The 21,858-nt window shown below is 63.7% G+C and carries 22 protein-coding genes, 1 tRNA gene and 1 riboswitch; of the genes, 4 read left to right on the top strand and 19 right to left on the bottom strand.

What is annotated here, in order from left to right:
* Positions 1-142: 142 nt before the first annotated feature.
* Positions 143-652, bottom strand: a complete 510-nt coding sequence (locus P3C39_RS05025; RefSeq protein WP_275952798.1) for a tyrosine phosphatase family protein — start codon at positions 650-652, stop codon at positions 143-145.
* Positions 649-1,698 (bottom strand): threonine-phosphate decarboxylase CobD, encoded by a 1,050-nt coding sequence (gene cobD / locus P3C39_RS05020; protein ID WP_275952797.1) that lies wholly within the window; start codon positions 1,696-1,698, stop codon positions 649-651. The genes P3C39_RS05025 and cobD overlap by 4 nt, the downstream gene beginning before the upstream one ends.
* Here cobD and cbiB point away from each other — a divergent pair.
* Positions 1,697-2,668, top strand: coding sequence for an adenosylcobinamide-phosphate synthase CbiB (gene cbiB / locus P3C39_RS05015; protein WP_224621749.1), 972 nt, complete (start codon positions 1,697-1,699; stop codon positions 2,666-2,668). The two genes, cobD and cbiB, sit on opposite strands and share 2 nt — an antisense overlap.
* 36 nt (positions 2,669-2,704) lie before the next feature.
* Here cbiB and cobO read toward each other — a convergent pair whose 3' ends face one another.
* From cobO to P3C39_RS04990, 5 genes are all read right to left on the bottom strand, one after another.
* The gene (gene cobO, locus P3C39_RS05010) at positions 2,705-3,319 is read right to left on the bottom strand and encodes a cob(I)yrinic acid a,c-diamide adenosyltransferase (protein WP_063172410.1); all 615 of its coding nucleotides are present in this window, start codon (positions 3,317-3,319) and stop codon (positions 2,705-2,707) included.
* A 1-nt stretch (position 3,320) separates the two neighbouring features.
* Positions 3,321-3,836, bottom strand: a complete 516-nt coding sequence (gene cobU / locus P3C39_RS05005; protein WP_275952796.1) for a bifunctional adenosylcobinamide kinase/adenosylcobinamide-phosphate guanylyltransferase — start codon at positions 3,834-3,836, stop codon at positions 3,321-3,323.
* The gene (locus tag P3C39_RS05000; protein WP_013531118.1) at positions 3,829-4,599 is read right to left on the bottom strand and encodes a CbtA family protein; all 771 of its coding nucleotides are present in this window, start codon (positions 4,597-4,599) and stop codon (positions 3,829-3,831) included. The genes cobU and P3C39_RS05000 overlap by 8 nt, the downstream gene beginning before the upstream one ends.
* 15 nt (positions 4,600-4,614) lie before the next feature.
* Entirely contained in the window at positions 4,615-4,794 is a 180-nt protein-coding gene (locus P3C39_RS04995; protein ID WP_013531117.1) for a CbtB domain-containing protein, read from the bottom strand.
* 35 nt (positions 4,795-4,829) lie between these two features.
* Positions 4,830-5,026: riboswitch (cobalamin riboswitch) on the bottom strand.
* A gap of 65 nt (positions 5,027-5,091) precedes the next feature.
* Positions 5,092-6,291 (bottom strand): MFS transporter, encoded by a 1,200-nt coding sequence (locus tag P3C39_RS04990; RefSeq protein WP_275952795.1) that lies wholly within the window; start codon positions 6,289-6,291, stop codon positions 5,092-5,094.
* Positions 6,292-6,514: 223 nt separating this feature from the next.
* Between P3C39_RS04990 and P3C39_RS04985 the strand changes: the two genes are divergently transcribed.
* The gene (locus tag P3C39_RS04985) at positions 6,515-7,513 is read left to right on the top strand and encodes a DUF1624 domain-containing protein (protein WP_275952794.1); all 999 of its coding nucleotides are present in this window, start codon (positions 6,515-6,517) and stop codon (positions 7,511-7,513) included.
* Positions 7,510-7,986 carry an isoprenylcysteine carboxylmethyltransferase family protein gene (locus P3C39_RS04980; RefSeq protein ID WP_024501351.1) on the top strand — a complete coding sequence of 159 codons (477 nt, stop codon included), beginning with the start codon at positions 7,510-7,512 and terminating at the stop codon, positions 7,984-7,986. Before P3C39_RS04985 ends, P3C39_RS04980 begins: the two co-directional genes overlap by 4 nt.
* Before the next feature lie 85 nt (positions 7,987-8,071).
* Here the strand turns inward: P3C39_RS04980 and P3C39_RS04975 are convergent, their stop codons facing one another.
* From P3C39_RS04975 to P3C39_RS04965, 3 genes are all read right to left on the bottom strand, one after another.
* Positions 8,072-8,458: a MerR family DNA-binding transcriptional regulator gene (locus P3C39_RS04975; protein WP_013531113.1), complete on the bottom strand. Its 387-nt coding sequence runs from the start codon at positions 8,456-8,458 to the stop codon at positions 8,072-8,074.
* A 157-nt stretch (positions 8,459-8,615) separates the two neighbouring features.
* Positions 8,616-10,034, bottom strand: coding sequence for a magnesium transporter (gene mgtE, locus P3C39_RS04970; protein WP_013531112.1), 1,419 nt, complete (start codon positions 10,032-10,034; stop codon positions 8,616-8,618).
* Between the two features lie 189 nt (positions 10,035-10,223).
* Positions 10,224-10,308, bottom strand: a tRNA-Leu gene (locus tag P3C39_RS04965).
* A 234-nt stretch (positions 10,309-10,542) separates the two neighbouring features.
* Here P3C39_RS04965 and lipB point away from each other — a divergent pair.
* Positions 10,543-11,286: a lipoyl(octanoyl) transferase LipB gene (lipB, locus tag P3C39_RS04960; protein WP_027160542.1), complete on the top strand. Its 744-nt coding sequence runs from the start codon at positions 10,543-10,545 to the stop codon at positions 11,284-11,286.
* A gap of 20 nt (positions 11,287-11,306) precedes the next feature.
* Here the strand turns inward: lipB and P3C39_RS04955 are convergent, their stop codons facing one another.
* The 9 genes from P3C39_RS04955 to nuoN all read right to left on the bottom strand — a co-directional run bounded on the left by P3C39_RS04955 (position 11,307) and on the right by nuoN (position 21,842).
* Positions 11,307-12,557 (bottom strand): site-2 protease family protein, encoded by a 1,251-nt coding sequence (locus P3C39_RS04955; protein ID WP_275952793.1) that lies wholly within the window; start codon positions 12,555-12,557, stop codon positions 11,307-11,309.
* Positions 12,558-13,076: 519 nt separating this feature from the next.
* Complete coding sequence (locus P3C39_RS04950) at positions 13,077-13,760, bottom strand: ABC transporter ATP-binding protein (protein WP_027160544.1); 684 nt, start codon at positions 13,758-13,760, stop codon at positions 13,077-13,079.
* Positions 13,757-15,043, bottom strand: a complete 1,287-nt coding sequence (locus P3C39_RS04945) for a lipoprotein-releasing ABC transporter permease subunit (RefSeq protein WP_013531108.1) — start codon at positions 15,041-15,043, stop codon at positions 13,757-13,759. The genes P3C39_RS04950 and P3C39_RS04945 overlap by 4 nt, the downstream gene beginning before the upstream one ends.
* Positions 15,040-16,368: a proline--tRNA ligase gene (proS, locus tag P3C39_RS04940; protein WP_013531107.1), complete on the bottom strand. Its 1,329-nt coding sequence runs from the start codon at positions 16,366-16,368 to the stop codon at positions 15,040-15,042. The genes P3C39_RS04945 and proS overlap by 4 nt, the downstream gene beginning before the upstream one ends.
* A gap of 633 nt (positions 16,369-17,001) precedes the next feature.
* Entirely contained in the window at positions 17,002-17,286 is a 285-nt protein-coding gene (locus P3C39_RS04935; RefSeq protein ID WP_013531106.1) for a DUF1467 family protein, read from the bottom strand.
* Positions 17,283-17,687, bottom strand: a complete 405-nt coding sequence (mce, locus tag P3C39_RS04930; protein WP_013531105.1) for a methylmalonyl-CoA epimerase — start codon at positions 17,685-17,687, stop codon at positions 17,283-17,285. Before mce ends, P3C39_RS04935 begins: the two co-directional genes overlap by 4 nt.
* Before the next feature lie 102 nt (positions 17,688-17,789).
* Positions 17,790-19,460: a ribonuclease J gene (locus P3C39_RS04925; RefSeq protein ID WP_275952792.1), complete on the bottom strand. Its 1,671-nt coding sequence runs from the start codon at positions 19,458-19,460 to the stop codon at positions 17,790-17,792.
* A 118-nt stretch (positions 19,461-19,578) separates the two neighbouring features.
* Positions 19,579-20,400, bottom strand: coding sequence for a biotin--[acetyl-CoA-carboxylase] ligase (locus P3C39_RS04920; RefSeq protein ID WP_275952791.1), 822 nt, complete (start codon positions 20,398-20,400; stop codon positions 19,579-19,581).
* Between the two features lie 5 nt (positions 20,401-20,405).
* The gene (gene nuoN / locus P3C39_RS04915; RefSeq protein WP_013531102.1) at positions 20,406-21,842 is read right to left on the bottom strand and encodes an NADH-quinone oxidoreductase subunit NuoN; all 1,437 of its coding nucleotides are present in this window, start codon (positions 21,840-21,842) and stop codon (positions 20,406-20,408) included.
* Between the last annotated feature and the right edge of the window lie 16 nt (positions 21,843-21,858).

The following is a 21,858-nucleotide window of genomic DNA, read 5'->3' as shown; positions in this document are numbered from 1 at the left end:
CTGCTCCGCTGCATTCCTCGACAAAGGTCGCGGCATGGATCCTCGGGTCTTCGCGACGGAGCTTCGCTCCTGCTCCGCCCGAGGATGACGAAGACGGGGAGGCTTCAGCTAACTTACAACGGTCGTATCGTTCCGCTCAAAACTACACATCGATCCTCAGCGCAAAGGGCGTGCCTTCAAAGGCGTCCGCGCCGCGCCCGATCGATTCGATCGCCTCGACCATGCGGCCGTTGCGCTCAAGCAACGCATCGGCCACGGCGATCAGTCGCGGATTGGGCGTTGCCGAAGGCGACAGCACCCGCAGCGTCCGCGCCAATTCGGCCTCGTCACGCTTCGGCGCCAGTGCTGCCGCGATGATATAGGCCGAAGCCGTCGAGCGGCTGATGCCGGCATAGCAATGCACGAGCATCGGCCTTGCCCGGTCCCACCGGCGCGCGAAATCGAGCAGATTGCGGACATGGTCTTCGCCCGGCATGGTCATGCCGTCCTGCGCCACCGCGATGTCGTGCATGACCAGATGCAGGTGGTTTTCCCTCGAGATCGAGGCCGGCCGCACCACCTCCGTTCCGGCGGCGAGCAGCGAAAGCATGCGGTCGGCGCCGGTCCTGGCCACCGTTTCCTCGATCTTTGCCAGCGAGCAGACATGGATCATTGTTTTGAACCCTTCGATTGATGCTCGCGCCGCGACGCCCATTCGGCAAGTGCGGATTCGAGCCGCTGCCATTCCTCCTCACTGCCCGGCAGGCCGGCGCGCAGAACGTCAGGCCGGTCGGCAAAATGGCGAAGCAGGATGCCGCGCTCGCCGAGCGCTGCAAACAAATCGGCGGCATTGGTCAGACTGAGGAAACGATACAGTGTGGTTCCGCCCGCAACAGGAGCGCCGAAGCGGCCGAAAAGCGCATCGAGACGCGCCGATTCACCGGCCAACGACGCCCGCATCACGTCCTGCCACCCGATGTCGGCAAGCGCGCGGATGCCATATTCCAGCGCCGGGCCGGCGACGGCCCATGGTCCGAACTGCGTATCCAGCCGGTCGACCGTCGCAGTATCGGAAAGTGCAAAGCCGAGCCGCAGCCCGGCCAGGCCGAAGAACTTGCCGAACGAGCGCAGCACGACGAGGCCGCCCTGACCGACATCGCCCGCGAGGCTGTGCTGACGCGGGCCGACATCCATGAACGCCTCGTCGACGACCAGCAGTCCGCCCTTGGCGCGCAATCCGGCGGCCAGAGCCAGCAACCGGTCGCGCTCTATGACACGTCCATCCGGATTGTTCGGATTGACGATGATGACGAGGTCGGCGTCAGCCAACGCTTCGAAATTATCGACCTCCGCCGCCTGGTGCCCGGCGATCGCGGCAGCGCGGGCATGTTCGGCGTAGGTCGGACCCAGCACCAGCGCCTTGCCGGGCGAAATGAGCGACGCAACGCGCGGCAACAGGATCTGTGTGCCCGGCGCCGCCACGACGTTGGCTGGCGACGGCGCGCCGTAAGTACTGGCCGCGATCTCTGTCAGGTCGCGTGTGCGCGCGGCTTCCGGCAACCGCGACAGCGAGGTGGCGGGCAGGTCGAAAAGCGGGTAGGAGTGCGGATTGATACCGGTCGAGAGGTCGACGAAAGGCAGCAGGGCGTTGGGGAAAAGCACCCTCGCGCGGCCAAGACTTCCACCATGGTCCACAACCGCCCCATTAAGAAGCTTCATGTCAGTCCTGATCGCTTTCCTGTCATTGGTCGTCGAATTCGCCCTCGGTTACCCCGACTGGCTGTTTCGCGCCATCGGCCATCCGGTGACGTGGTTCGGCAGGCTGATATCCTTTCTCGACCGCAGGCTCAACCGCGCCACTGATCCCGACGCGCTGCGTCGCAAGCGCGGTGTCCAGGCGCTGCTGGTCATCGTGCTGGTGCCGGCGGTGATCGGCCTCAGCGTACAGATCCTGTTCTGGTTCGTTCCCATGGGCCTGGTCATCACGGCCCTTCTGGCAACGTCGCTGCTGTCGCAGAGGAGCCTCTATGAGCATGTCGAGGCGGTGGCTGACGCCCTCGACACCGGCGGCCTTGCTTTGGCCCGCCTTGCCGTTTCGCGGATCGTCGGTCGCGACCCTGAAACGCTCGACCGGGCCGGTGTCTGCCGCGCGGCGATCGAGAGCCTGGCCGAGAATTTTTCCGACGGCATCGTCGCCCCTGCCTTCTGGACCGGCGTCGGCGGCCTGGCCGGCGGCGCCGCCTACAAGGCCGCCAACACCGCCGATTCGATGATCGGCCACCGCACCCCGCGCCACGAGGCGTTCGGCTGGGCGGCGGCGCGCTTTGACGATTGGATCAACCTGCCGGCGTCGCGGCTGACGGCGCTTCTGATCGTGCTGGCGGCATTCTTCGTCAAAGGCGCTGATGCGAAAAAAGCCTGGCATGCGGTGCGGCGCGACGCGAAAAAACATCGCTCGCCCAATGCCGGCTGGCCGGAAGCGGCGATGGCCGGTGCGCTCGGCCTGGCGCTCGCCGGGCCGCGCTTCTATGGCGGCGTGCTGGTCGACGACGTCTTCATGGGCGAAGGCGGCCGGCGCGAAGCCGACAGCCTCGACATCAGGCAGGCGCTGAAACTCTATCGCGTCGCCGACTATCTGCTGATCGCTCTGTTCGGGTTGGTTTCGGTCGTTGTCATCGTTGTGACCTAACCTCACCCTCCCCCGTCTGGGGAGGTTGAGGAACACTCAGAACTCGATCCCCTGCTGCGCTTTCACGCCGGCGGAAAAATGATGCTTGGTCACGCCCATTTCGGTGACGAGGTCTGCGGCCTCGACCAGCGCCGGCTTGGCGTTGCGGCCGGTGACAACGACATGCAGGCCCTCGCGCCGCGCTTTTAGCGCGCCAACCACTCTGTCGAGATCGAGATAGTCGTAGCGCAGCGCAATGTTCAATTCGTCGAGCACCAGCAGGCTGATCGACGGATCGGCCATCAGTTCGAGCACCTTGGCCCAGGCGGCTTCGGCGGCAGCGATGTCGCGCTTCAGATCCTGGGTTTCCCAGGTGAACCCCTCGCCCATCGCGTGCCACACGACACGGTCGCCGAAGGCGGCGAAGGCGTCCTTCTCGCCGGTGTGCCACTTGCCCTTGATGAACTGGACGACACCGACGCGCTTGCCGTAGCCGAGCATCCGCAGCGCCAGCCCGAAGGCGGCCGTGGTCTTGCCTTTGCCCGGGCCGGTGTTGACGATGAGCAATCCCTTCTCGACCGTCTTGCTCGCCACCTCGGCATCCTGCACCGCCTTGCGCTTGGCCATCTTGGCGCGGTGGCGCTCTTCGTCCTTATTGTCGATATCGGTCATATCATTTCACCTTGAGCGGCAGCCCCGCCACCATCAGCAGCACCGTATCGGCAATCGCCGCGACCTTCTGGTTGAGCCGGCCGGCGGCATCGCGAAAGCGGCGCGCCAGTGCATTGTCCGGCACGATGCCTTGGCCGACTTCATTGGACACCAAGAACCAGGGTCCGCGCGGCCGCGACAGCACCTCCGCCAATCGCCGGCATTCAAGGTCCAGATCGTGTTCGGCCAGCATATGGTTGGTCAGCCACAGCGTCAGGCAGTCGACAAGCACCGGCCGATCGTCCGGCAAGGCGGCAAGCGCGCCGGCGAGATCGAGCGGTGCGTCGATGGTCGTCCAGCCTTCGCCGCGCCGCGACCGGTGCAACGCGATGCGCTCACGCATCTCGTCATCATAGGCTTGCGCCGTGGCGATATAGGTCCAGGGCGGCGGCAAGGCGGTCGCCAAAATTTCGGCGTGCGCGCTCTTGCCGGAGCGCGCACCGCCGATGAGAAAGGTCAGTGTCTTGCGATCAGGCAAAGCTGTCGCGCAGGCTGGTCGCGGTGCCGGTGAAGCGACCGCGCACCACACCGACGACCGCTCCGAGCACCAGCCAGAACACCAGATTGGTCACGGTCACCGCCACCACGAACTGGTGATGCAGCCCTTCCGGAATCGCCGTCTCGTAACTGTCGGGCTGCGGTGCCCCGACAACATGCGGTGCGACGATCAAAAGGACGGCAAGGATCGCCAGCGGCAGCGACTTGCGGAACGCGATCAGGCCGAGACCGGCAGCGGTTGCCGCCACCGTTGCCCACCACCAGATCTGGCGCTGGGTGAGATCGGCGGCCGGCATGGCCGGCAGTTCCGGCGGCAGGCCGAGGCCCGGTGCCAGCGTGAACACGGCAAAGCCGGCCAGGCCCCAGAACACGCCCTGGCGCCAACCACCGATGCCGCCGGCGAATTCGGAAACCGCGACCAGGATCAACCCGAAGCCGATGCCGGTGACGATGTTGGCAAGCACGCTGAAGGCGAAACGCTCGAAACCGTCTGCCGGCGCCCAGCCCTCGTCTTCCGCCGCGGCAGTCGCTTCGGCAGGGGCCGGAGCGGCTGTGCTCATGGCATTGCTATCCGTTGCTGCCGGAGCGGCATGGTCATGGTGATGCCCGCCGCCCGCCTGTTCGTAAACTTCCGCCTTCAGGATCAGCGGCACGGTCGCATAGGCCTGCATGCAGGCAAGAACGACGCCGGCCACGAGCCCGGCGATCGCCGCGATGAACACGACGTTGCGAAACAGGTTCATGATGTCAGCCCCTCGTCAGTGGCAGGGAAATGCCATCGAATGGCGATAATCGTGAGCCGCATTGTGGACCGCATCGATATGCGAGAAGCCGACAAAGCCCATCACGAAAATGCCGAGCAGCGCGGCAAGCGCGAGCTGCATGAAGCGCGACTGCGAGGAGACGGAAGCGCCGAGGGAGACGGAAGCGGTAGTCATGTCTTGTCCTTTCGCCCTCCACCCGAGGGCATCGAAGTCAGTTTCCTGTCGCCGGCAGGTCTCCTGGCTCACGGATCAGCGTCCTTCCCCACCTTCCCGAAGAAAAATCTTCAGTGGCATATGGAGAGGACTACCGCACACAGTTGCGGGGGCAGCCACGGCATTGGGCGAAATCCGCCCTTACCGCATTCCCTCTTGGCTCCAAAATGGAACCGGCGACACCGGCGACTATAGGCAGAATCCTCGCGTCCGGCAAACCAAATTCCGCCGGCGACCGTTGCGAATGCGCCATGAAGGTCAAAGCGATTTCGGCAGATAGCGCCACGTCACGAAGCCGCAGACCGCCGCCAGCAGGCCAAGCGTGACGAACACCGAGCCCAGGCCGAAGAAGGCCAGCACCACCGAATAGACCAGCGGCGGCGTCAGCTCGGAAAAGTCGAGATAGGTGCGATAGACCGCCGCCATCTGCGATCTTTCATAGGAGCGCACCGAGCGCATGAAGGCGGTCGAGCCGAGCGCGTCGAGTGCAATGGTGAAGAAGGCGCCGCAGAGCAGGAAGGCGCCGGTGAGCAGCGGCACGGTTTCGCCGACGAAGCCCGCCGCCAGAAGCGCGACCGACATGGCGAAATAGGCAAATGTCATGGTCCTGCGGCCGCCAAAGCGCTTTCCCGCCTTGCCCCAGAAAATCGCCATGAACAAAAGCGCGTTGCCGGCCGAAACCAGCAGGCCGCCGGCCAGCTTGCCCTCACCCGTAATGACCATGAACAGCGGCCCATAGACGAAGAACGTCGTCCAGAAACAGGAGCGCCCAAACGCGATCAGCCAGGCCAGCCTGAGCCTGGGCTGGGCGATGAAGCGGCCGATATTGGCGAGCGGATTGGCTGGTCGCGTCTTGCCGGGACGGATCGACGGGTTGTCGCCGAGCCGGTAGGTCCAGAACAATGCCAGCAGCGCTAACGCGAACACGGCCACCGCGCCATGCGCGGCATAGACGCCGAAGCGCGTGTAGAGGAAGATGCCGAGCGTCGGCCCACCGGTCCAGGCCAGCATCGACCACGCCATGCGCAGCGATTCGGCCTGCATGAAGTCGGTCTTGCGGATGTGGTCCATGATGTAGAGGTTGAGCGTGATCGACAGCGCGCTGGCGCCCATCACCCGGCACAGCATGCCGGCCAGTTGCCCGGCAAGCGTGTCGGTGGCGAAGAACAGCGAGCCGATGGCCAGCAGGCAGGCGCCCGCCGTGTAGACCCAGCGCCGGGCGAAACGGCGGATCAGCATCGGCATGAACAATGTCACCGACAGGCCGAGCATCGCCACGACGGTGTAGAGGATCGAGACGATCTGCTCGTTGTGCAGGATCTCGTAAGCCTGGATCGGGATGACGCTCGACACCGTGGCGCGGGCGAAGGATTCGACCGCATAGAGCGAAGCGAAGGTGCGCGCGTCCGCGGCCTTGAGGGCCGGTAGCCAGATCGGATGGCGCACATGGGTGGACATTGCTTTCCCCGAAGCAGATTCACCGGGTCAAATCTGCCGTGGCGACCTCAGCGCCAATAAGAGGAAACCGACGTGCATCCGGCAAAAGCGAAGCCGGCCAAAGGCTTTCCGGCACTGGCACAATGCCGCGGCTGATCCGGCGTTATCGGCAGGGTTGCCGGTCTTCTTTTGTCCTGGGCAACCGTGATAGTCCTCCAGCGGGGCTGAATCAGAATGCGAGACCATGAGCATCCAAACGCCGACCGCACCCGTTCAGGATCGACCAAAGCGCATCGTCGCCATCGACATCGTGCGCGGCATCGCGCTGATCGCCATGGCAAGCTACCATTTCACCTGGGATCTGGAGTTCTTCGGCTACACCGATCCCGGCCTGACCGCCTTCGGCTGGTGGAAGATTTACGCGCGCTGCATCGCCTCGACCTTCCTGTTCCTGGTCGGCGTCAGCCTGTATCTCGCCCACGGCCGACAAATCCGCTGGAACGGCTTCTGGAAGCGGTTCGCCATGGTCGCCGGAGCCGCGATCGCGATTTCGGTCGTTACCCGCATCGCCACTCCGGACGGCTTCATCTTCTTCGGCATCTTGCACGAGATCGCGCTGGCCAGCCTGCTCGGTCTCGCCTTCCTGCGCCTGCCGGCGCTGCTGACGCTTGTCGTCGCCGCGCTCGTTATCGCCGCCCCCGTCTATCTGCGCTTCGAGGCCTTCGATCACCCATGGCTGTGGTGGGTCGGCCTGTCGGCGATCAATCCGCGCTCCAACGACTACGTTCCGCTGTTTCCGTGGTTCGGCGCCGTGCTTGCGGGCATCGCGGTGACGAAACTCGCCGCAGGTGCCGGCCTGCTTGCCAGGCTTGCCAATCTGGCGCCCGGTCGCTTGGCCAACCCGCTGGTCTTCATCGGCCGGCACAGCCTGGCTTTCTATTTGATCCACCAGCCGCTGCTGATCGGCTGCGTCTGGCTGTTCTCGCAGATCATGCCGGCGCAGGTCGAAACCCCGCAGGTGAATTTCCTCAAAACCTGTCAGCTGTCCTGCGAGCAGTCGCGCGACACCGAGTTCTGTACAAGCTACTGTGTCTGCATGCTCGATACGCTCGAGGGCGAGTCCACGCTTGATAGGCTCTACAACAACGATCAGACTGCGGAGTGGAAAGCGCATTTGTCCGATCTCGCCGGCATGTGCACCGCCAAGACCGACAGCAAGTTGATGGAGGGAGGGGCCGAATGACCGAGAACCAGCCGAAGCCGGGGCTCATACCGTGGCCGCCGCTGATCTACATCGCCGCCATCGCCGTCAGCATCGCACTGGGCCTGCTCTATCCCCTGCCCTGGATCGGCGACCTGCTGGGCGATATCCTGTTCGCGGCCGGCTGGGTGGCGCTGTTTGCCGTCGCCGCACTCTGGTTCACCGCGATCCGCACCATGATCCGGGCCAAGACCACGCTCAACCCCAACGCTGTACCCGATCACCTGGTCACCACGGGTCCCTTCGGCGTCACCCGCAATCCGATGTATCTGGCCAACACGCTGCTGTTGATCGGCGTCGCCTTTGTCTCGGGCATCGTGTGGTTCCTGCCGCTGGCGTTCATCGCCGCCTATGCCACGCAGAAGGTGGCGATCGAAGGCGAGGAAAAGGTGCTGGCAGCAAAATTCGGCAAGAAATACCGCGACTACGCCAAACGCGTGCGCCGCTGGATTTGAGCTGGCTTTCAAGCGGCCAATCTCCCCCCCTCGTGGGGGAGATGTCCGGCAGGAGAGAGGGGGCGCTGTCCCTCAAACTCTCTGCCTAGGTATTCACGCCAAGCTCCACCAGCCGCTCCACACAAGACTCCTCGGCCTGGTCGAGTTCAGCCAGCGTCTCCTCGAGGTCGCGGCGTTTCTGCCGGAGATCCTCGCGCTTTTCCTCGATGCGCTTGATCATCAGGTTGAGCTGGCCGACTTCGCCGGGCGGCTCCTTGTACATCTGGATGATTTCGCGAATCTCGTTGATCGAGAAGCCAAGCCTTTTGCCGCGCATGATCTGGCGAATGAGCTGCCGGTCGGAGGGGCGAAACAGCCGCGTGCGGCCGCGCCGCACCGGCTGCACCAGCCCTTCGTCCTCATAAAAGCGCAGCGTCCGCGTCGACACGTCGAACTCGCGGGTCAACTCGGTGATCGAATAATATTCTCGCATTGCCACTCCCACACGCCGAAACACCGGGGCGATCGCCATGGCGGCGTCACCCTTCTGTCCCGAACCAAAACCCATGCCATGCCGGAATCGACATAGCGCCCCGCGCGAGCCTCGCACGGCATTTACGTAAAAGTCAATTGAGCCAAAAGGCGTGCCTTCAGGGCACGCCGAACCACCACGTGGCAATGCCGAGAAATGCAAAGAAACCGACGACGTCGGTAACCGTGGTGACGAAGACCGCCGAAGCGACCGCCGGATCGACCTTGAAACGATCGAGCAGCAGCGGGATCAGGATGCCGGCCAGGGCGGCCACGAACATGTTGATGATCATCGCCGCCGCGATGATCCCGCCCAGATTGGGATCACGGAACCAGGCTGCCGCGACGATGCCGATCAGGATGGCGAAGACGATGCCGTTGATGAAGCCGACACCCATCTCGCGGCGAATGATGCGGCCGGCATTGTAGATGTCGAGATCCCTGGTCGCCAACGCCCGCACGGTGACGGTCATGGTTTGCGAGCCGGCATTGCCGCCCATGCCCGCGACGATCGGCATCAGCACCGCCAGTGCCACGATGTGTTCGATCGTGCGGTCGAACAGGCTGATCACCGACGCCGCCAGGAACGCGGTCAGAAGGTTGATCAGCAGCCACGGAACGCGTGAGCGCGAGGTCGAAAAGATGCTGTCGGAAAGCTCTTCGTCGCCGACGCCGCCCATACGCATCAGATCTTCCTCGGCCTCCTGCTGGATGACGTCGACGACATCGTCGATGGTCAGAACGCCAACCAGCCGTTCGTTCTCGTCGACGACCGCGGCCGACAAAAGATCGTACTGCTCGAATTCCCGCGCCGCCTCTTCCTGGTCCATGGTGGCCGGAATGGCGTGCCGCGTCTCGTGCATCACCTCCTCGACCTTGACCGAACGCTTGGTGCGCAGGATCTGGTCGAGGTCGATGGCGCCGAGCAGCTTGAAGCTCGGATCGATGACGAAGATCTGGCTGAAGCGCTCGGGAAGATTGTTGTCCTCGCGCATGTAGTCGATGGTCTGGCCGATCGTCCAGAACGGCGGAACCGCGACGAACTCGGTCTGCATGCGGCGGCCGGCCGTCTCTTCGGGATAATCGAGCGATCGGCGCAGCCTGATCCGCTCGGTGAACGGCAGTTGCGACAGGATCTCGTCCTGGTCTTCCTGGTCGAGATCCTCGAGAATGTAGACGGCGTCGTCGGAATCGAGCTCCTGCACCGCCTGCGCGATCTGCGCATTGGGCAGATTGTCGACGATCTCCATACGGATCGCCTCGTCGACCTCCGTCAGCGAGGAGAAGTCGAAATCGGCGCCCAGGAGTTCGACCAGCGCGCGGCGCTGTTCGGGATGCAGCGCCTCGAGCAGGTCGCCGAGCTCCGACTGGTGCAGGTCGTCGACTTCATGCTTGAGGGTCAGCGTGTCGCGGTCGGCGATCGCCGCGCCGATCCGCGCCAGGAAGGACGAAAGCACGGCGCCGTCCTCGCCATAGATGTCGGCGTGGTTGTCCTCGGCGGCCCCGGCGCCGGTCGTCCGTTCGTGCTCGCCTTCCACCAGCGCCTCCCGCCACAAGAATCCCGGAAAAGGTGCAAATCAGGTCTAGAGCATCGGACCCAAGGGGGAAACCGGTTTTGGGAGAATCCGACGCTCAAAAAGAAAGTGGCGTAAAGTGCGGGAATATCAACGAAATGCGTCCGGCCCGCAGCGGGCGAGACCGGCACAAATCGGATTCTGGGAAGAGAATGGTGCGGTCGAGAAGACTCGAACTTCCACGGGTTGCCCCACAGCGACCTCAACGCTGCGCGTCTACCAATTCCGCCACGACCGCACGTGGTAGAGCCGGAACCGACCGGCTCGCGGCGTGTAGCAAATCGTTTCCGGTGAAACAAGTGCACGGCAAGCAATAATGTCAGGCGATTGGCATAATGCTCCACAGGGCCCGAACCCAGCGCCGGAACTGGACGTTTGCGCCTGATATCGCCATATGGAAGGCAAGTTGATGTCGCCCAAAGGTGCGAGGCGTTTTTGGGCGCGCCATGGACAAACGAAAAGACGATACGCCATGACCGAACGCAGCCAGATCGCCACGTCGTTCCTGCCGCTTCCCGGCTCGGCACCGGTCGAATGGCTGATCGAGCCCGGCCTTACCGCCTATCCCGAGGCACTTGCCTTCATGGAGGCGCGCGCCGAGGCGATCCGCAGCGGCGCTGCCGGCGAAATGGTCTGGTTGGTCGAACACCCGCCGCTCTACACGGCCGGCACCAGCGCCCGTGGCGAGGATCTGATCGACGCCAGCCGCTTCCCGGTCTTCGCGGCCGGACGCGGCGGCGAATACACCTATCATGGGCCGGGCCAGCGGGTCGCTTACGTCATGCTCGACCTGAAGCGGCGGCGCGAGGATGTCCGCGCCTTCGTCGCGGCGCTCGAACAGTGGATCATCGGCACGCTTGCCGCTTTCAATGTGCGGGGCGAGCGCCGCGAGGACCGGGTCGGCGTCTGGGTCGTGCGGCCGGATCGCCCTGCTCTGCCGGACGGCTCGCCGGCGGAGGACAAGATCGCGGCCATAGGCATCCGGCTGCGGCGCTGGGTGAGTTTTCACGGCATCGCCATCAATGTCGAGCCCGATCTCGACCATTTCAGCGGCATCGTGCCTTGCGGCGTGCAGGACCACGGCGTCACCAGCCTCGTCGACCTAGGCCTTCCCCTGACCATGGCCGATCTTGACCTGGCGTTGAAATCCGCCTTCGAGGATGTGTTCGGTCCCGCCACGGCGTTGCCTGTCGAAGCCGAGCGCAAAGCCGGCTGATCTTCCGGATCCGGTACGGCTCAAATCAGTTGGGCAGAGGCCCACAACACGCCATAGCCATGGATGGCGAACACCGCCAGCAACGCCGCCGCCATGGCCAGCCGGTCGATGGTGCGGATCGGCTTCAGCTCGTGACGCGGCTTCACCCCACTGCTCATCGTCAGCAGGCTGAGGAGCGAAAACACCGCTCCCGTCGCGAGCAGGAAGGTGGCGGAAAAGCCGGCCTGCCAACCCACGGCCAGGAAAGCCGAGAGCAGGAAGAAGGAAGCCAGCGCCAGCGCGACCGGTCCCGGACAGATCTGGCGCAGCACCTGGCCGCCGTCGAACTTCCACACCGGCACCAGATTGGCGATGTTGAACAGTGCGGCGAAGCCCGCCAGCGTCGCCAGCAGGGCCGCCGCCAGCCGGTGACCTTCCGCGCCGGCAAAGGTGCTTGCGGCGATGGCGATCGGCACCAGGAAGGCCGAGAAGCCGGCGCCCATCAATGCCACGAAAGCCACTTCGAAACGGCTGTCATAGGGCCGCCCGCCAATGGCGATGCCGCCGAGCAGCGGAATGAAGATCATCCGCGCCCGGTTGTGGCCCATCAGCCGGAACGCCGCCATATGGCCAAGCTCATGCAGGGCGACCACCGATGTGAGGATCGCGGCCAGTGCCAAACCGCCGAAGTGAAGGCCGAAGAATGGCCACAGGATCAGCGCCGAAAGCCCGGCAAAGCCGACCTGACTGAGCGGATGCTCGAACCAGCCGCCCTTGCGATACTTTCCGGTCCGCGCCCAGCGCTGCAGCTTGGAGAGTTCGCGGCGCAGGGCGAAATAGCGGAACACCAGGAAGGCAACGCCACGATAGCGATCGGTCTGGCTGAGCGTCACCCGCGTGCTGTTGCCTTCCGAAACGAGTTCGGCGGTTTCGCGAAAATCCTTCCAAAACGAAGCGTCGAGTGCCGTATCCTCGATGACACGCATCGAGAAGCGGCTGCCTTCGACGACGTCTTCAAACCGCGACTTGCGTTCGATCGGCTTGCCGTCGCGACCTTCCCAGGACAACGTGATGCGGGCCACGCCCTCGCCGTCCGGGGCCTCGGCGGACAGGATCTCACCGGACCAGCCGGCATTGCTGCCGAGCGGCCACAGCGCCTGCCAGAGGCGCTGCCGATCCATCGCCACCAGACGGGTCAGCCGGACCGTGCGCAAACCAAGCGGCACCGTCATCAACAGAAAGATCAGCCCGAGATTGCTGGCCACCAGAATGGCCGTGACGATGGGCGACACCTGGACGTTGCTCCCTGTCTTGCCGGGGCACTCTAACGTCGCTGCGGCAAGAAAAGCTTAACGGCGGAGCGGTCTTCGACCGCATGGGACCCACGGCGGCGAACGCCGCCAAATCACATGGCTCCAATCCAGATCGCCATGGAGACGAGAAAGGTGCTCATGCAAACCAGTGAGATGACATCCTGAACCAGATCGGTCATAACTCTCTCCTGTTGTTGATATGTTCGTATTTTGTTCTAATTTTGTTTCAAAGTCAACGGACACAATCCGGCCGTGTCCGAATTTCCGGGCGATCAGATCGGCAGGGTTAAGAAAAGGTTGACGGGCGAACGACGGTTGCCCAGCGCCGACCAGGGCACGACGAGACTGGGGTCAGGCCGAGCCGAGAATGGTGGATTTCGAGAACCGGAGCGGAGCGTACTTTTGGGTACGTGAGCACCGTTCTACCGCAACGGGGTAGAACGGGAAGCGCAGGAAGCCGCCTTTCGCAGGCCGGCCTCACCCCAGTATCGCCGTGCCCTAGAGCGGCACCACTTTGCCGTCGGCCAACGTGACGCGCCGGTCCATGCGCGATGCCAGCTCGTGATTGTGGGTGGCGATCAGCGCCGCGAGGCCCGATTGCTTGACCAGCGCCGCCAGCGCCTCGAACACATAGGACGCGGTGACCGGGTCGAGATTGCCGGTCGGCTCGTCCGCCAGCAGTACCAGCGGCGCATTGGCGACCGCACGCGCAATGGCGACGCGCTGCTGTTCGCCGCCGGAGAGCTCGGACGGCCGGTGCGCCGCGCGTTTGCCGATCTGCATGTAATCGAGCAGCTGCGCCGCGCGCTCGGCCGCGTCCTTGCGGCTGAGCCCCTTGATGAGCTGCGGCATCATTATGTTTTCCAGCGCCGAGAATTCCGGCAGCAGATGATGGAACTGGTAGACGAAGCCGACATCGTTGCGGCGGATCGCCGTGCGCTCGTCGTCGGACAGCCGCCCGCAGGCGCGGCCGGCCAGGATGACGTCGCCGGCGTCGGGACGCTCCAGCAGGCCGGCGGTGTGCAGCAGCGTCGACTTGCCGGTGCCAGACGGCGCCACCAGCGCCACCATCTCGCCGCGCTTCAGCGAGAAGTCCGCACCATTGAGAATGGTGAGCTTTCGCGGTCCCTGGACGTAGTGCCGCTCGACGCTCTTCAGCTCGATAATGACCTCGGCCACTATTCGTACCTCAAGGCTTCGACCGGATCGAGACGCGCGGCGCGCCATGCCGGAAACACCGTTGCCAGGAAGGACAGGCCGAGCGCCATCAGGACGACATAGGTCGTCTCGCGCGGATCCATCTTCGCCGGCAACTGGCTGAGGAAATAGAGTTCAGGATTGAACAGCACTTTACCGGTCATCCACGAGAAGAACTGGCGGATCGATTCGATGTTGGTGCAGATCAGTACGCCGAGCAGCACACCGGCAAGCGTGCCGGTCACGCCGATCGCCGCACCCGTCATCAGGAAGATGCGCAGGATGGCGCCGCGCGACGCCCCCATGGTGCGCAGGATGGCGATGTCGTGGCCCTTGTCCTTCACCAGCATGATCAGGCCGGAGATGATGTTCAGCGCCGCCACCAGCACGATCAGCGTCAGGATCATGAACATGACGTTGCGTTCGACCTGCAGCGCGGAGAAGAAGGTCTCGTTGCGCTGGCGCCAATCGACCATGTCGATCGGCCGCTGCGCCGCCGCCTCCACTTTCGGTTTCAGCGCATCGACATCGTCTGGATTGTCGACATAGATCTCGATCGTTTGCGCCCGCCCGTCCATGTTGAAATAAAGCTGCGCTTCGGAAAACGGCATGTAGACGATGGACGTGTCATATTCGGACATGCCGACTTCGAAGATCGCCGCGATCTTGTAGCCCTTCATGCGCGGCGTGGTGCCGATCGGCGTCACGTCGCCGTCGGGCGAAATCAAGGTGATGGTATCGCCAAGCGTCAGGCCGAGATTCTCGGCCATGCGCTTGCCGATGGCAACGCCCTCGCCAGAGTCGAAATCGGCGATCGAACCCTGCTTGATGTTGCTGGCAACGATGGCGATCTTGCTCAGATCCTCGCCGCGTATGCCGCGAACCAGCGCTCCGGTTCCGCCGCCGACATTGCCTTGCGCAAGCACCTGGCCATCGATCAGCGGGATGGCGTATTTGACGCCTGCTACACCGTTGATGCGGCTGGCGACCTGCGCATAGTCCTCCAGCGGCGAATCGAGCGGCTGCACGATCAGGTGACCGTTGACGCCGAGGATGCGCGTCAAAAGCTCCGCCCTGAAACCGTTCATCACCGCCATGACCACGATCAGCGTGGCGACGCCCAGCATGATGCCGAGGAACGAGATCGAGGCGATCACCGAGATCACCGTCTCCTTGCGCCGCGAACGCAGATAGCGCCAGGCGACCATGCGCTCGAAGATGGAAAAGGGTCCGGCGCCGACCGATCTTGCCGCCACCGCCTCGCTCATGCGGCGACACCGAAGCGCTTCTTCGCGTCCGCGATAGGCAGCGTCTCGCGCTCGCCGGTCTTGCGGTTCTTGATCTCGATCTCGCCGGCGGCGACACCGCGCGGTCCGACGATCACTTGCCAGGGAAGGCCTATCAGGTCGGCGGTGGCGAACTTGCCGCCGGGCCGCTGGTCGGTGTCGTCGTAGAGCACGTCCTTGCCGGCGGCGACGAAAGCGGCATGCAGTTCGTCGCAGACGCCGTCGCACTCGGCGTCGCCCGCCTTCATGTTGATCAGTCCGATGTCGAACGGCGCCACCGCCTCCGGCCAGATGATGCCGTTATCGTCATGGCTGGCTTCGATGATCGCCGCGACCAGCCGCGACGGACCGATGCCGTAGGAGCCGCCGGAGACGAAATGATCCTTGCCGTCGGGTCCGGTCACCTTGGCGCCCATGGGCTTGGAATATTTGTCGCCGAAATGGAAGATGTGGCCGACCTCGATGCCGCGCGCCGAAACCTTGTCGCTCTCGCCGATCTTCTCCCACGCCGCCTCGTCATGCATCTCGTCGGTGGCGGCGTAGGGCGTCGTCCATGTCTTGACGATGTCGGCGATCTCGGCGTCGTTGGCAAAATCGGTGTTGGCGCCGGGCACATCGAGCGCAAGATAGTCGCGGTGGCAGTAGACCTGGCTCTCGCCGGTGTCGGCCAGGATGATGAATTCATGGCTGAGATCGCCGCCGATCGGCCCGGTGTCGGCCCGCATCGGTATTGCTTGCAGCCCCATGCGCGTAAAAGTCCGGAGATAGGACACGAACATCCTGTTGTAGGCCGCCCTGGCGCCTTCGAAGTCGAGATCGAAGGAATAGGCGTCCTTCATCAGGAACTCGCGCGACCGCATGACGCCGAAGCGGGGCCGCACTTCGTCGCGGAACTTCCACTGGATGTGGTAGAGATTGAGCGGCAGGTCCTTGTAGGACTTCACATAGGCGCGGACGATCTCGGTGACCACTTCCTCATTGGTCGGGCCGTAGAGCATGTCGCGGTCCTGCCGGTCCTTGATGCGCAGCATCTCCTTGCCGTAGTCGTCATAGCGGCCGCTTTCGCGCCACAGATCGGCCGACTGGATGGTCGGCATCAGGATTTCCAGCGCACCGGCGCGATCCTGCTCCTCGCGGATGATGCGGCAGACCTTGTCCAGCACCCGCTTGCCGAGCGGCAGCCACGAGAAACTGCCCTGCCCCTGCTGGCGGATCATGCCGGCGCGCAGCATCAGCCGGTGCGAGACGATCTCGGCCTCGCGCGGATTTTCTTTGAGGATCGGCAGGAAATAGCGCGACAAACGCATGGGCAGGTCCGTGAGTGAGGAGGGTCGCGTCAGAATCGGCGCGACTTTGGCTTGCTTGACCCGGCTTCATAGCCATTTCAAGGCGGAATGGGAACCCGGACGCTTCGGCCCGAAAAGCGGAATCGATTTCCAAAAAACATGGGTAGCCGGGATCAGAAGCGTCGCACCGCCGTTCGCCCGTCCAGAAGACCCACGGCGCTGCAAGGCCTCCCGGTCACTGTGCGCGTCTTGGTGATCGTTCGCCAAGCAACGCCTGCCACACTATTGTGCAGTGCAGCACGAGAATGCCCGTTTCAAGGCAAAATTCTTCGTGACATTTTCATTCGCCTTAGGCTAATGTACCTCGATAACCGAGAGGGCAGAAAAAAATCTGCTCTCCTACGCGGTCAAAGTCTTGGGAGGATGCGATCTAGGCGCGGTTACTCGCTGCCGCCGGAAACCGGAAACAGATCGGACGCGTTTAAATTGCAAGGCCTCGTGCCTTGCATTTTTTTTGTGCAATCATCTGCTTAGCGCAACGCGTTGCCAAACCACCTTACCCAGCGTCAGCGCTCGTCAGGCCGCAAAACGGCACGACGTTCCCCGCCGAAACCCGCCCGGTTCCGACATATGAAAACGCCGTCGCTGGACAGTCTATTTAGCCGGCGTCTGGCTGAATTCCGGCACGATGTGCGGGATGTCGTTGAGGCTGTATCCCAGCCCATGCGTCAGGCCATAGAAAATGCCCATCAGAATCGCGGTGGCGATGGTGGTGCGGATCACGGCGCGCAGCATGTGAGGCCCACGCGGCGCGCTCGGAACCGTGCCGAGCGTCACGTCGTGATCGTCGTCCTGCGTCCTCACGCTGAACGGCAGCACGGCGAACAGCACCACCCACCAGGTCGCGAAAAACAGGGCGGTGAACGAAACCCAGCTCATGATTGCTCCAGTTCGATCAGCGTGCCGAAGAAATCCTTCGGATGCAGGAACAGCACCGGCTTGCCGTGCGCGCCGATCCTCGGGTTGCCGTCGCCCAGCACGCGGGCGCCGGCGGCCTTGAGCTGATCGCGCGCGGCCAGGATGTCGTCGACCTCATAGCAAAGGTGATGCATGCCGCCGGAGGGGTTCTTCTCCAGGAAGGCGGCGATCGGCGATCCCTCGCCCAAAGGCTCCAGAAGTTCGACCTTGGTGTTGCCGACATTGACGAACACCACCGTCACCCCGTGCTCCGGCAGCGCCTGCGGCGCCGTCACCTCCGCGCCGAGCGTGTTGCGGTAGGCCGCTACGGCAGCAGCCAGATCCGGCACGGCAAGCGCGACATGGTTCAGACGTCCGAGCATAGGTTTTCCCCAGGGCAGTAAGGCAATAGGGCAATAGGGGAAAAGCTGACCTGCCTCGTATCGAAATCCCTACTGCCCTACTCCCTTACTGCCCCACTCCCCTCAGCGAGTGACGAACACCGTCACCAACGGCTTCTTGCCCCAGGCTTCGTTGGCGGCGCCGCGCACGGCGCGCCGCACTGCTTCCTGCACCAGGTCGAGGTCTTTTCGGCGCTGACGGGGGATCGAGTCCACCGCGCCGATTGCCGCATCGATCATCAGATCTTCCAGCGACTCGCCACGGCCATCGGCCTCGGCGACGCCGATGGCGACCAAATCGGGGTCGCCGGCAAGCTCATATTTGTCGTCCAACACGACATTGACCGCCACGTGGCCGGCAAAGGACAATTTGCGCCGGTCGCGGATGCCCATCGCCTGATCGGTGCCGATCAGTCTGCCATCCTTGTAGATACGGCCGAACGGCACCTGATCCATGATGGTGGCTGGGCCGGGAGCAAGCCTGAGCATGTCGCCGTCGCGCACCTGCGCCACCTGGCCGATGCCCGATGTCGACATCAGCGAGCCCTGCGCCACCAGATGTGCCGCCTCGCCATGCACGGGAACGCCGATCTGCGGGCGCACCCATTCATACATCTTGCGCAATTCGCTGCGCCGCGGATGGCCGGAGACATGCACCAGCGCATCGCCGTCCTCGATGATCTTGACGCCGAGGTCGATGAGACGGTTCTTGATCTCGAGGATCGCCTTCTCGTTGCCGGGAATCGTACGCGAGGAAAACACCACCGTGTCGCCTGCCGTCAGCGACACCGACTTCATCTCTTCGCGCGACAGCTTGGCCAGTGCGGCCAGCGGCTCGCCCTGGCTGCCGGTGCAGATGATGACCAGGTTTTCGCGCGGGATGAAACCAAAATCCTCCTCGGCGATGAACTCCGGCAGACCGTCCATGTAGCCGAGTTCTCCGGCCACATCGATGACCCGCTTCAGCGAACGGCCAAGCACCAGGCACTGGCGTCCGGCATCGCGGGCCGCTTTGGCGATCGAGACGATACGTCCGACATTGGAGGAGAACGTGGTGACGGCGACTCGGCCCTTGGCAGCCTGGATGACGCCCTTGAGGCCCTCGCCCACAGCCACTTCCGAAGGCGACTCGCCTTCGCGCAGCGCATTGGTCGAATCGCAGATCAGCGCCAGAACGCCCTTGTCGCCATAGGCGCGGAAACGCGCCTCGTCGGTCTTCGGCCCGATCGTCGGCTCCGGATCGATCTTCCAGTCACCGGTATGGATGACGGTGCCTGCCGGCGAGGTGATCGCCAGCGACATCGGCTCGGGAATCGAGTGCGCGACCGGAATGGCTTCGATCTCGAAGGGGCCGACGGTGAATTTCTCGCCCAGCCGGTAGATCGTGACCGGTATTTTCGGTGCGCCCTGCTCGCCTTGCCGCTTGGCTTCCAGCAGGCCGGCGCTGAACGGCGTCATCCAGACCGGCGCCTTCAGCTTCGGCCATGTGTCGAGCAGCGCGCCGTAATGGTCTTCATGCGCATGCGTGATGATGATGCCGCGCAGATTGGCGAGGTTCTCCTCGATGAAGCGCGTGTCGGGCAGCACCAAGTCGACGCCCGGCAGGCTGGCATCGGGGAAGGTCACTCCGACATCGATGACGATCCATTCGCGCGCGCTGGGCGGTCCGTAGCCGTAAAGAGCGAAGTTCATGCCGATCTCGCCGACGCCGCCGAGCGGCACGAAGACGAGTTCGGCGTTTTCCGCTTTCGCCATGATTTGTCCCTTCCTGGCCCTCAGGCCAAGCTCAAAAAGCAATTCCGGGAAAAGTGTGTAACGGTTTTCCCACCGGAGTTGCGCAAAAACAAACAGTTAGAACCGTTCATGAACGGCCCTATGCCCTGGCCGAAGCGACCGCGCCGAAATGCACATCGCCGGCGGCGATCGTCCGAACCGAACCTTCATCGTCGCGGATCACGAAACGGCAGTCCTCGTCAATGGTCTCAAACACCCCGCGCACCACATTACCGTCAATTCTGACGGCAACCTCGCCGCCGAGCCCCGCGGCACGTTCAAGCCACCGTCGCCTGACGGCGGCAAGTCCGCGCCCCTCATCCCACAATCGGGCATTCTCGCTCCAGGCATCCGACAGCGCCAGGAACAGTGTTTCCGCATCGCATGCCGCGCCCAGCGCGCGCAAGGAAGTTGCGGGATACGGCAAATCCTCAGGGTATGCCACCACATTGACGCCGATGCCGACCGCCACTCCGAAACGGCCGCCCTCGAGGATTGCCGATTCCAGCAGGATGCCGGCCAGCTTGGCGCCGGAGGCAAGCACGTCGTTCGGCCATTTCAGCTCGAAACGGTTTTTTCCTTCGCTGCCACCGTCGAGGCCAATGGCGATCCGGCCCTTCGGCACCACGGCATCGAGTGCATCGGCCAGCGCCAGTCCTGCGACGAAGCCCAATGTCGCGGCAAGGCGAAGCTCTGCCTTGGTGATGACGAGCAGCGTCGCCGCCAGGTTGCCTTCCGGGGTCGCCCAGACGCGGCCGCGCCGGCCACGCCCGCTTTCCTGCTTCTTGGAAACGACCCACAATTTGCCGGAGTCGCCTGCCCTTGCGTGGTCCAGTGCCAGCGCATTGGTGGAGCCGACGCTCTCATGCGCCTCGAGCCGGAACCCTTCCGACGCCGAGGTTGGAGCCAGCCGAAATGCCATGCCGTCTAGAAAAACGTCTTGGCGGCGGCTTCGGCATAGGTGCCGATCGGCCCACCGATCAACACGTAGAACAGCACGAAGGCGCCGGAGACGCCGAGCACGACACGCAATTCCGTCGCCATCGGCACGAAGCCGCCGACCGGTTCGTCGAACCACATGATCTTGATGATGCGCAAATAGTAATAGGCGCCCACCACCGAGGCCAGCACGCCGATGATCGCCAGCGCGTAGAGATTGGCGTTGATGGCGGCGAGGAAGACGTACCATTTCCCCCAGAAGCCGGCGAGCGGTGGAATGCCGGCGAGTGAGAACATCAGGATGGTCAGGATCGTCGCCATGACCGGATTGGTCGACGACAGGCCGGCCAGGTCGCTGATCTGCTCGACATTGCCTTCCTTGCGCCGCATGGCAAGGATGAAGGCGAAGGTGCCGAGCGTCATCACCAGATAGATCAGCATGTAGATGGCAACGCCGCGCACGCCGGCCTGGCTGTTGGCGGCAAGGCCGACCAGCGCGTAACCCATATGGCCAATCGAGGAATAGGCCATCAGGCGCTTGATGTTGGTCTGCCCGATTGCGGCGAAGGAGCCGAGTGCCATCGAGGCGATCGAGATGAAGACGATGATCTGCTGCCAGTCGGCGGCGATCGGCTTGAACGCGCCCATGGTGACGCGCACGATCAGTGCCATCGCCGCCATTTTCGGCGCCGCCGCCAGGAAGGCCGTCACCGGAGTCGGCGCGCCCTCATAGACGTCAGGCGTCCACATGTGGAACGGCACCGCGGAAATCTTGAAGGCAAGGCCGGCCAGCACGAAGACGAGGCCGAAAACGAGGCCAAGCTGGCGCTCGCCGCTGCCGAGTGCCGTGGCGATTTCCTGGAAGCCGGTGTTGCCGGTGTAGCCGTAGACCAGGCTGATGCCATAGAGCAGCATGCCCGACGACAGCGCACCGAGAACGAAATATTTGAGGCCCGCTTCGGTCGAGCGCAGATTGTCGCGGTTGATCGCGCACAGCACATAGATCGCCAGCGACTGCAGCTCGAGGCCGAGATAGAGGCCGATCATGCTGTTGGCCGAGATCATCAGCATCATGCCGAGCGTGCACAGCAGGATCAGCACCGGATATTCGAACTTGTCGAAACGCTCCGCCTTGGCGAAGCGCATCGACATCACCAGCGTCACCGCCGAGCCAACCAGTGCCAGCACCTTCATGAAGCGGCCGAAGGAATCCTGGATGAAGGCATTGCCATAAGCGCTGCCCTGCCCGGTTCGGAAGATCAGCCAGGCGCCCGCGATCGCCAGCACGGCAACCGCAAGGCCGGTTACCGTGTTGGCCGTGTTGGCGCGCGAATAGGCTCCGACCATCAGCAGCGCCAGCGCGCCGACGGCAAGGATCAGCTCTGGCGTCGAGAGCGACAGGCTGGAGAGAAGGTCCGGCGTCATGGTTCGCAAAACCTCT

The sequence above is a fragment of the Mesorhizobium sp. XAP4 genome (assembly GCF_029269325.1).
GTDB lineage: Bacteria > Pseudomonadota > Alphaproteobacteria > Rhizobiales > Rhizobiaceae > Mesorhizobium > Mesorhizobium ciceri.
This window is presented reverse-complemented; position numbering and strand designations above follow the sequence as displayed.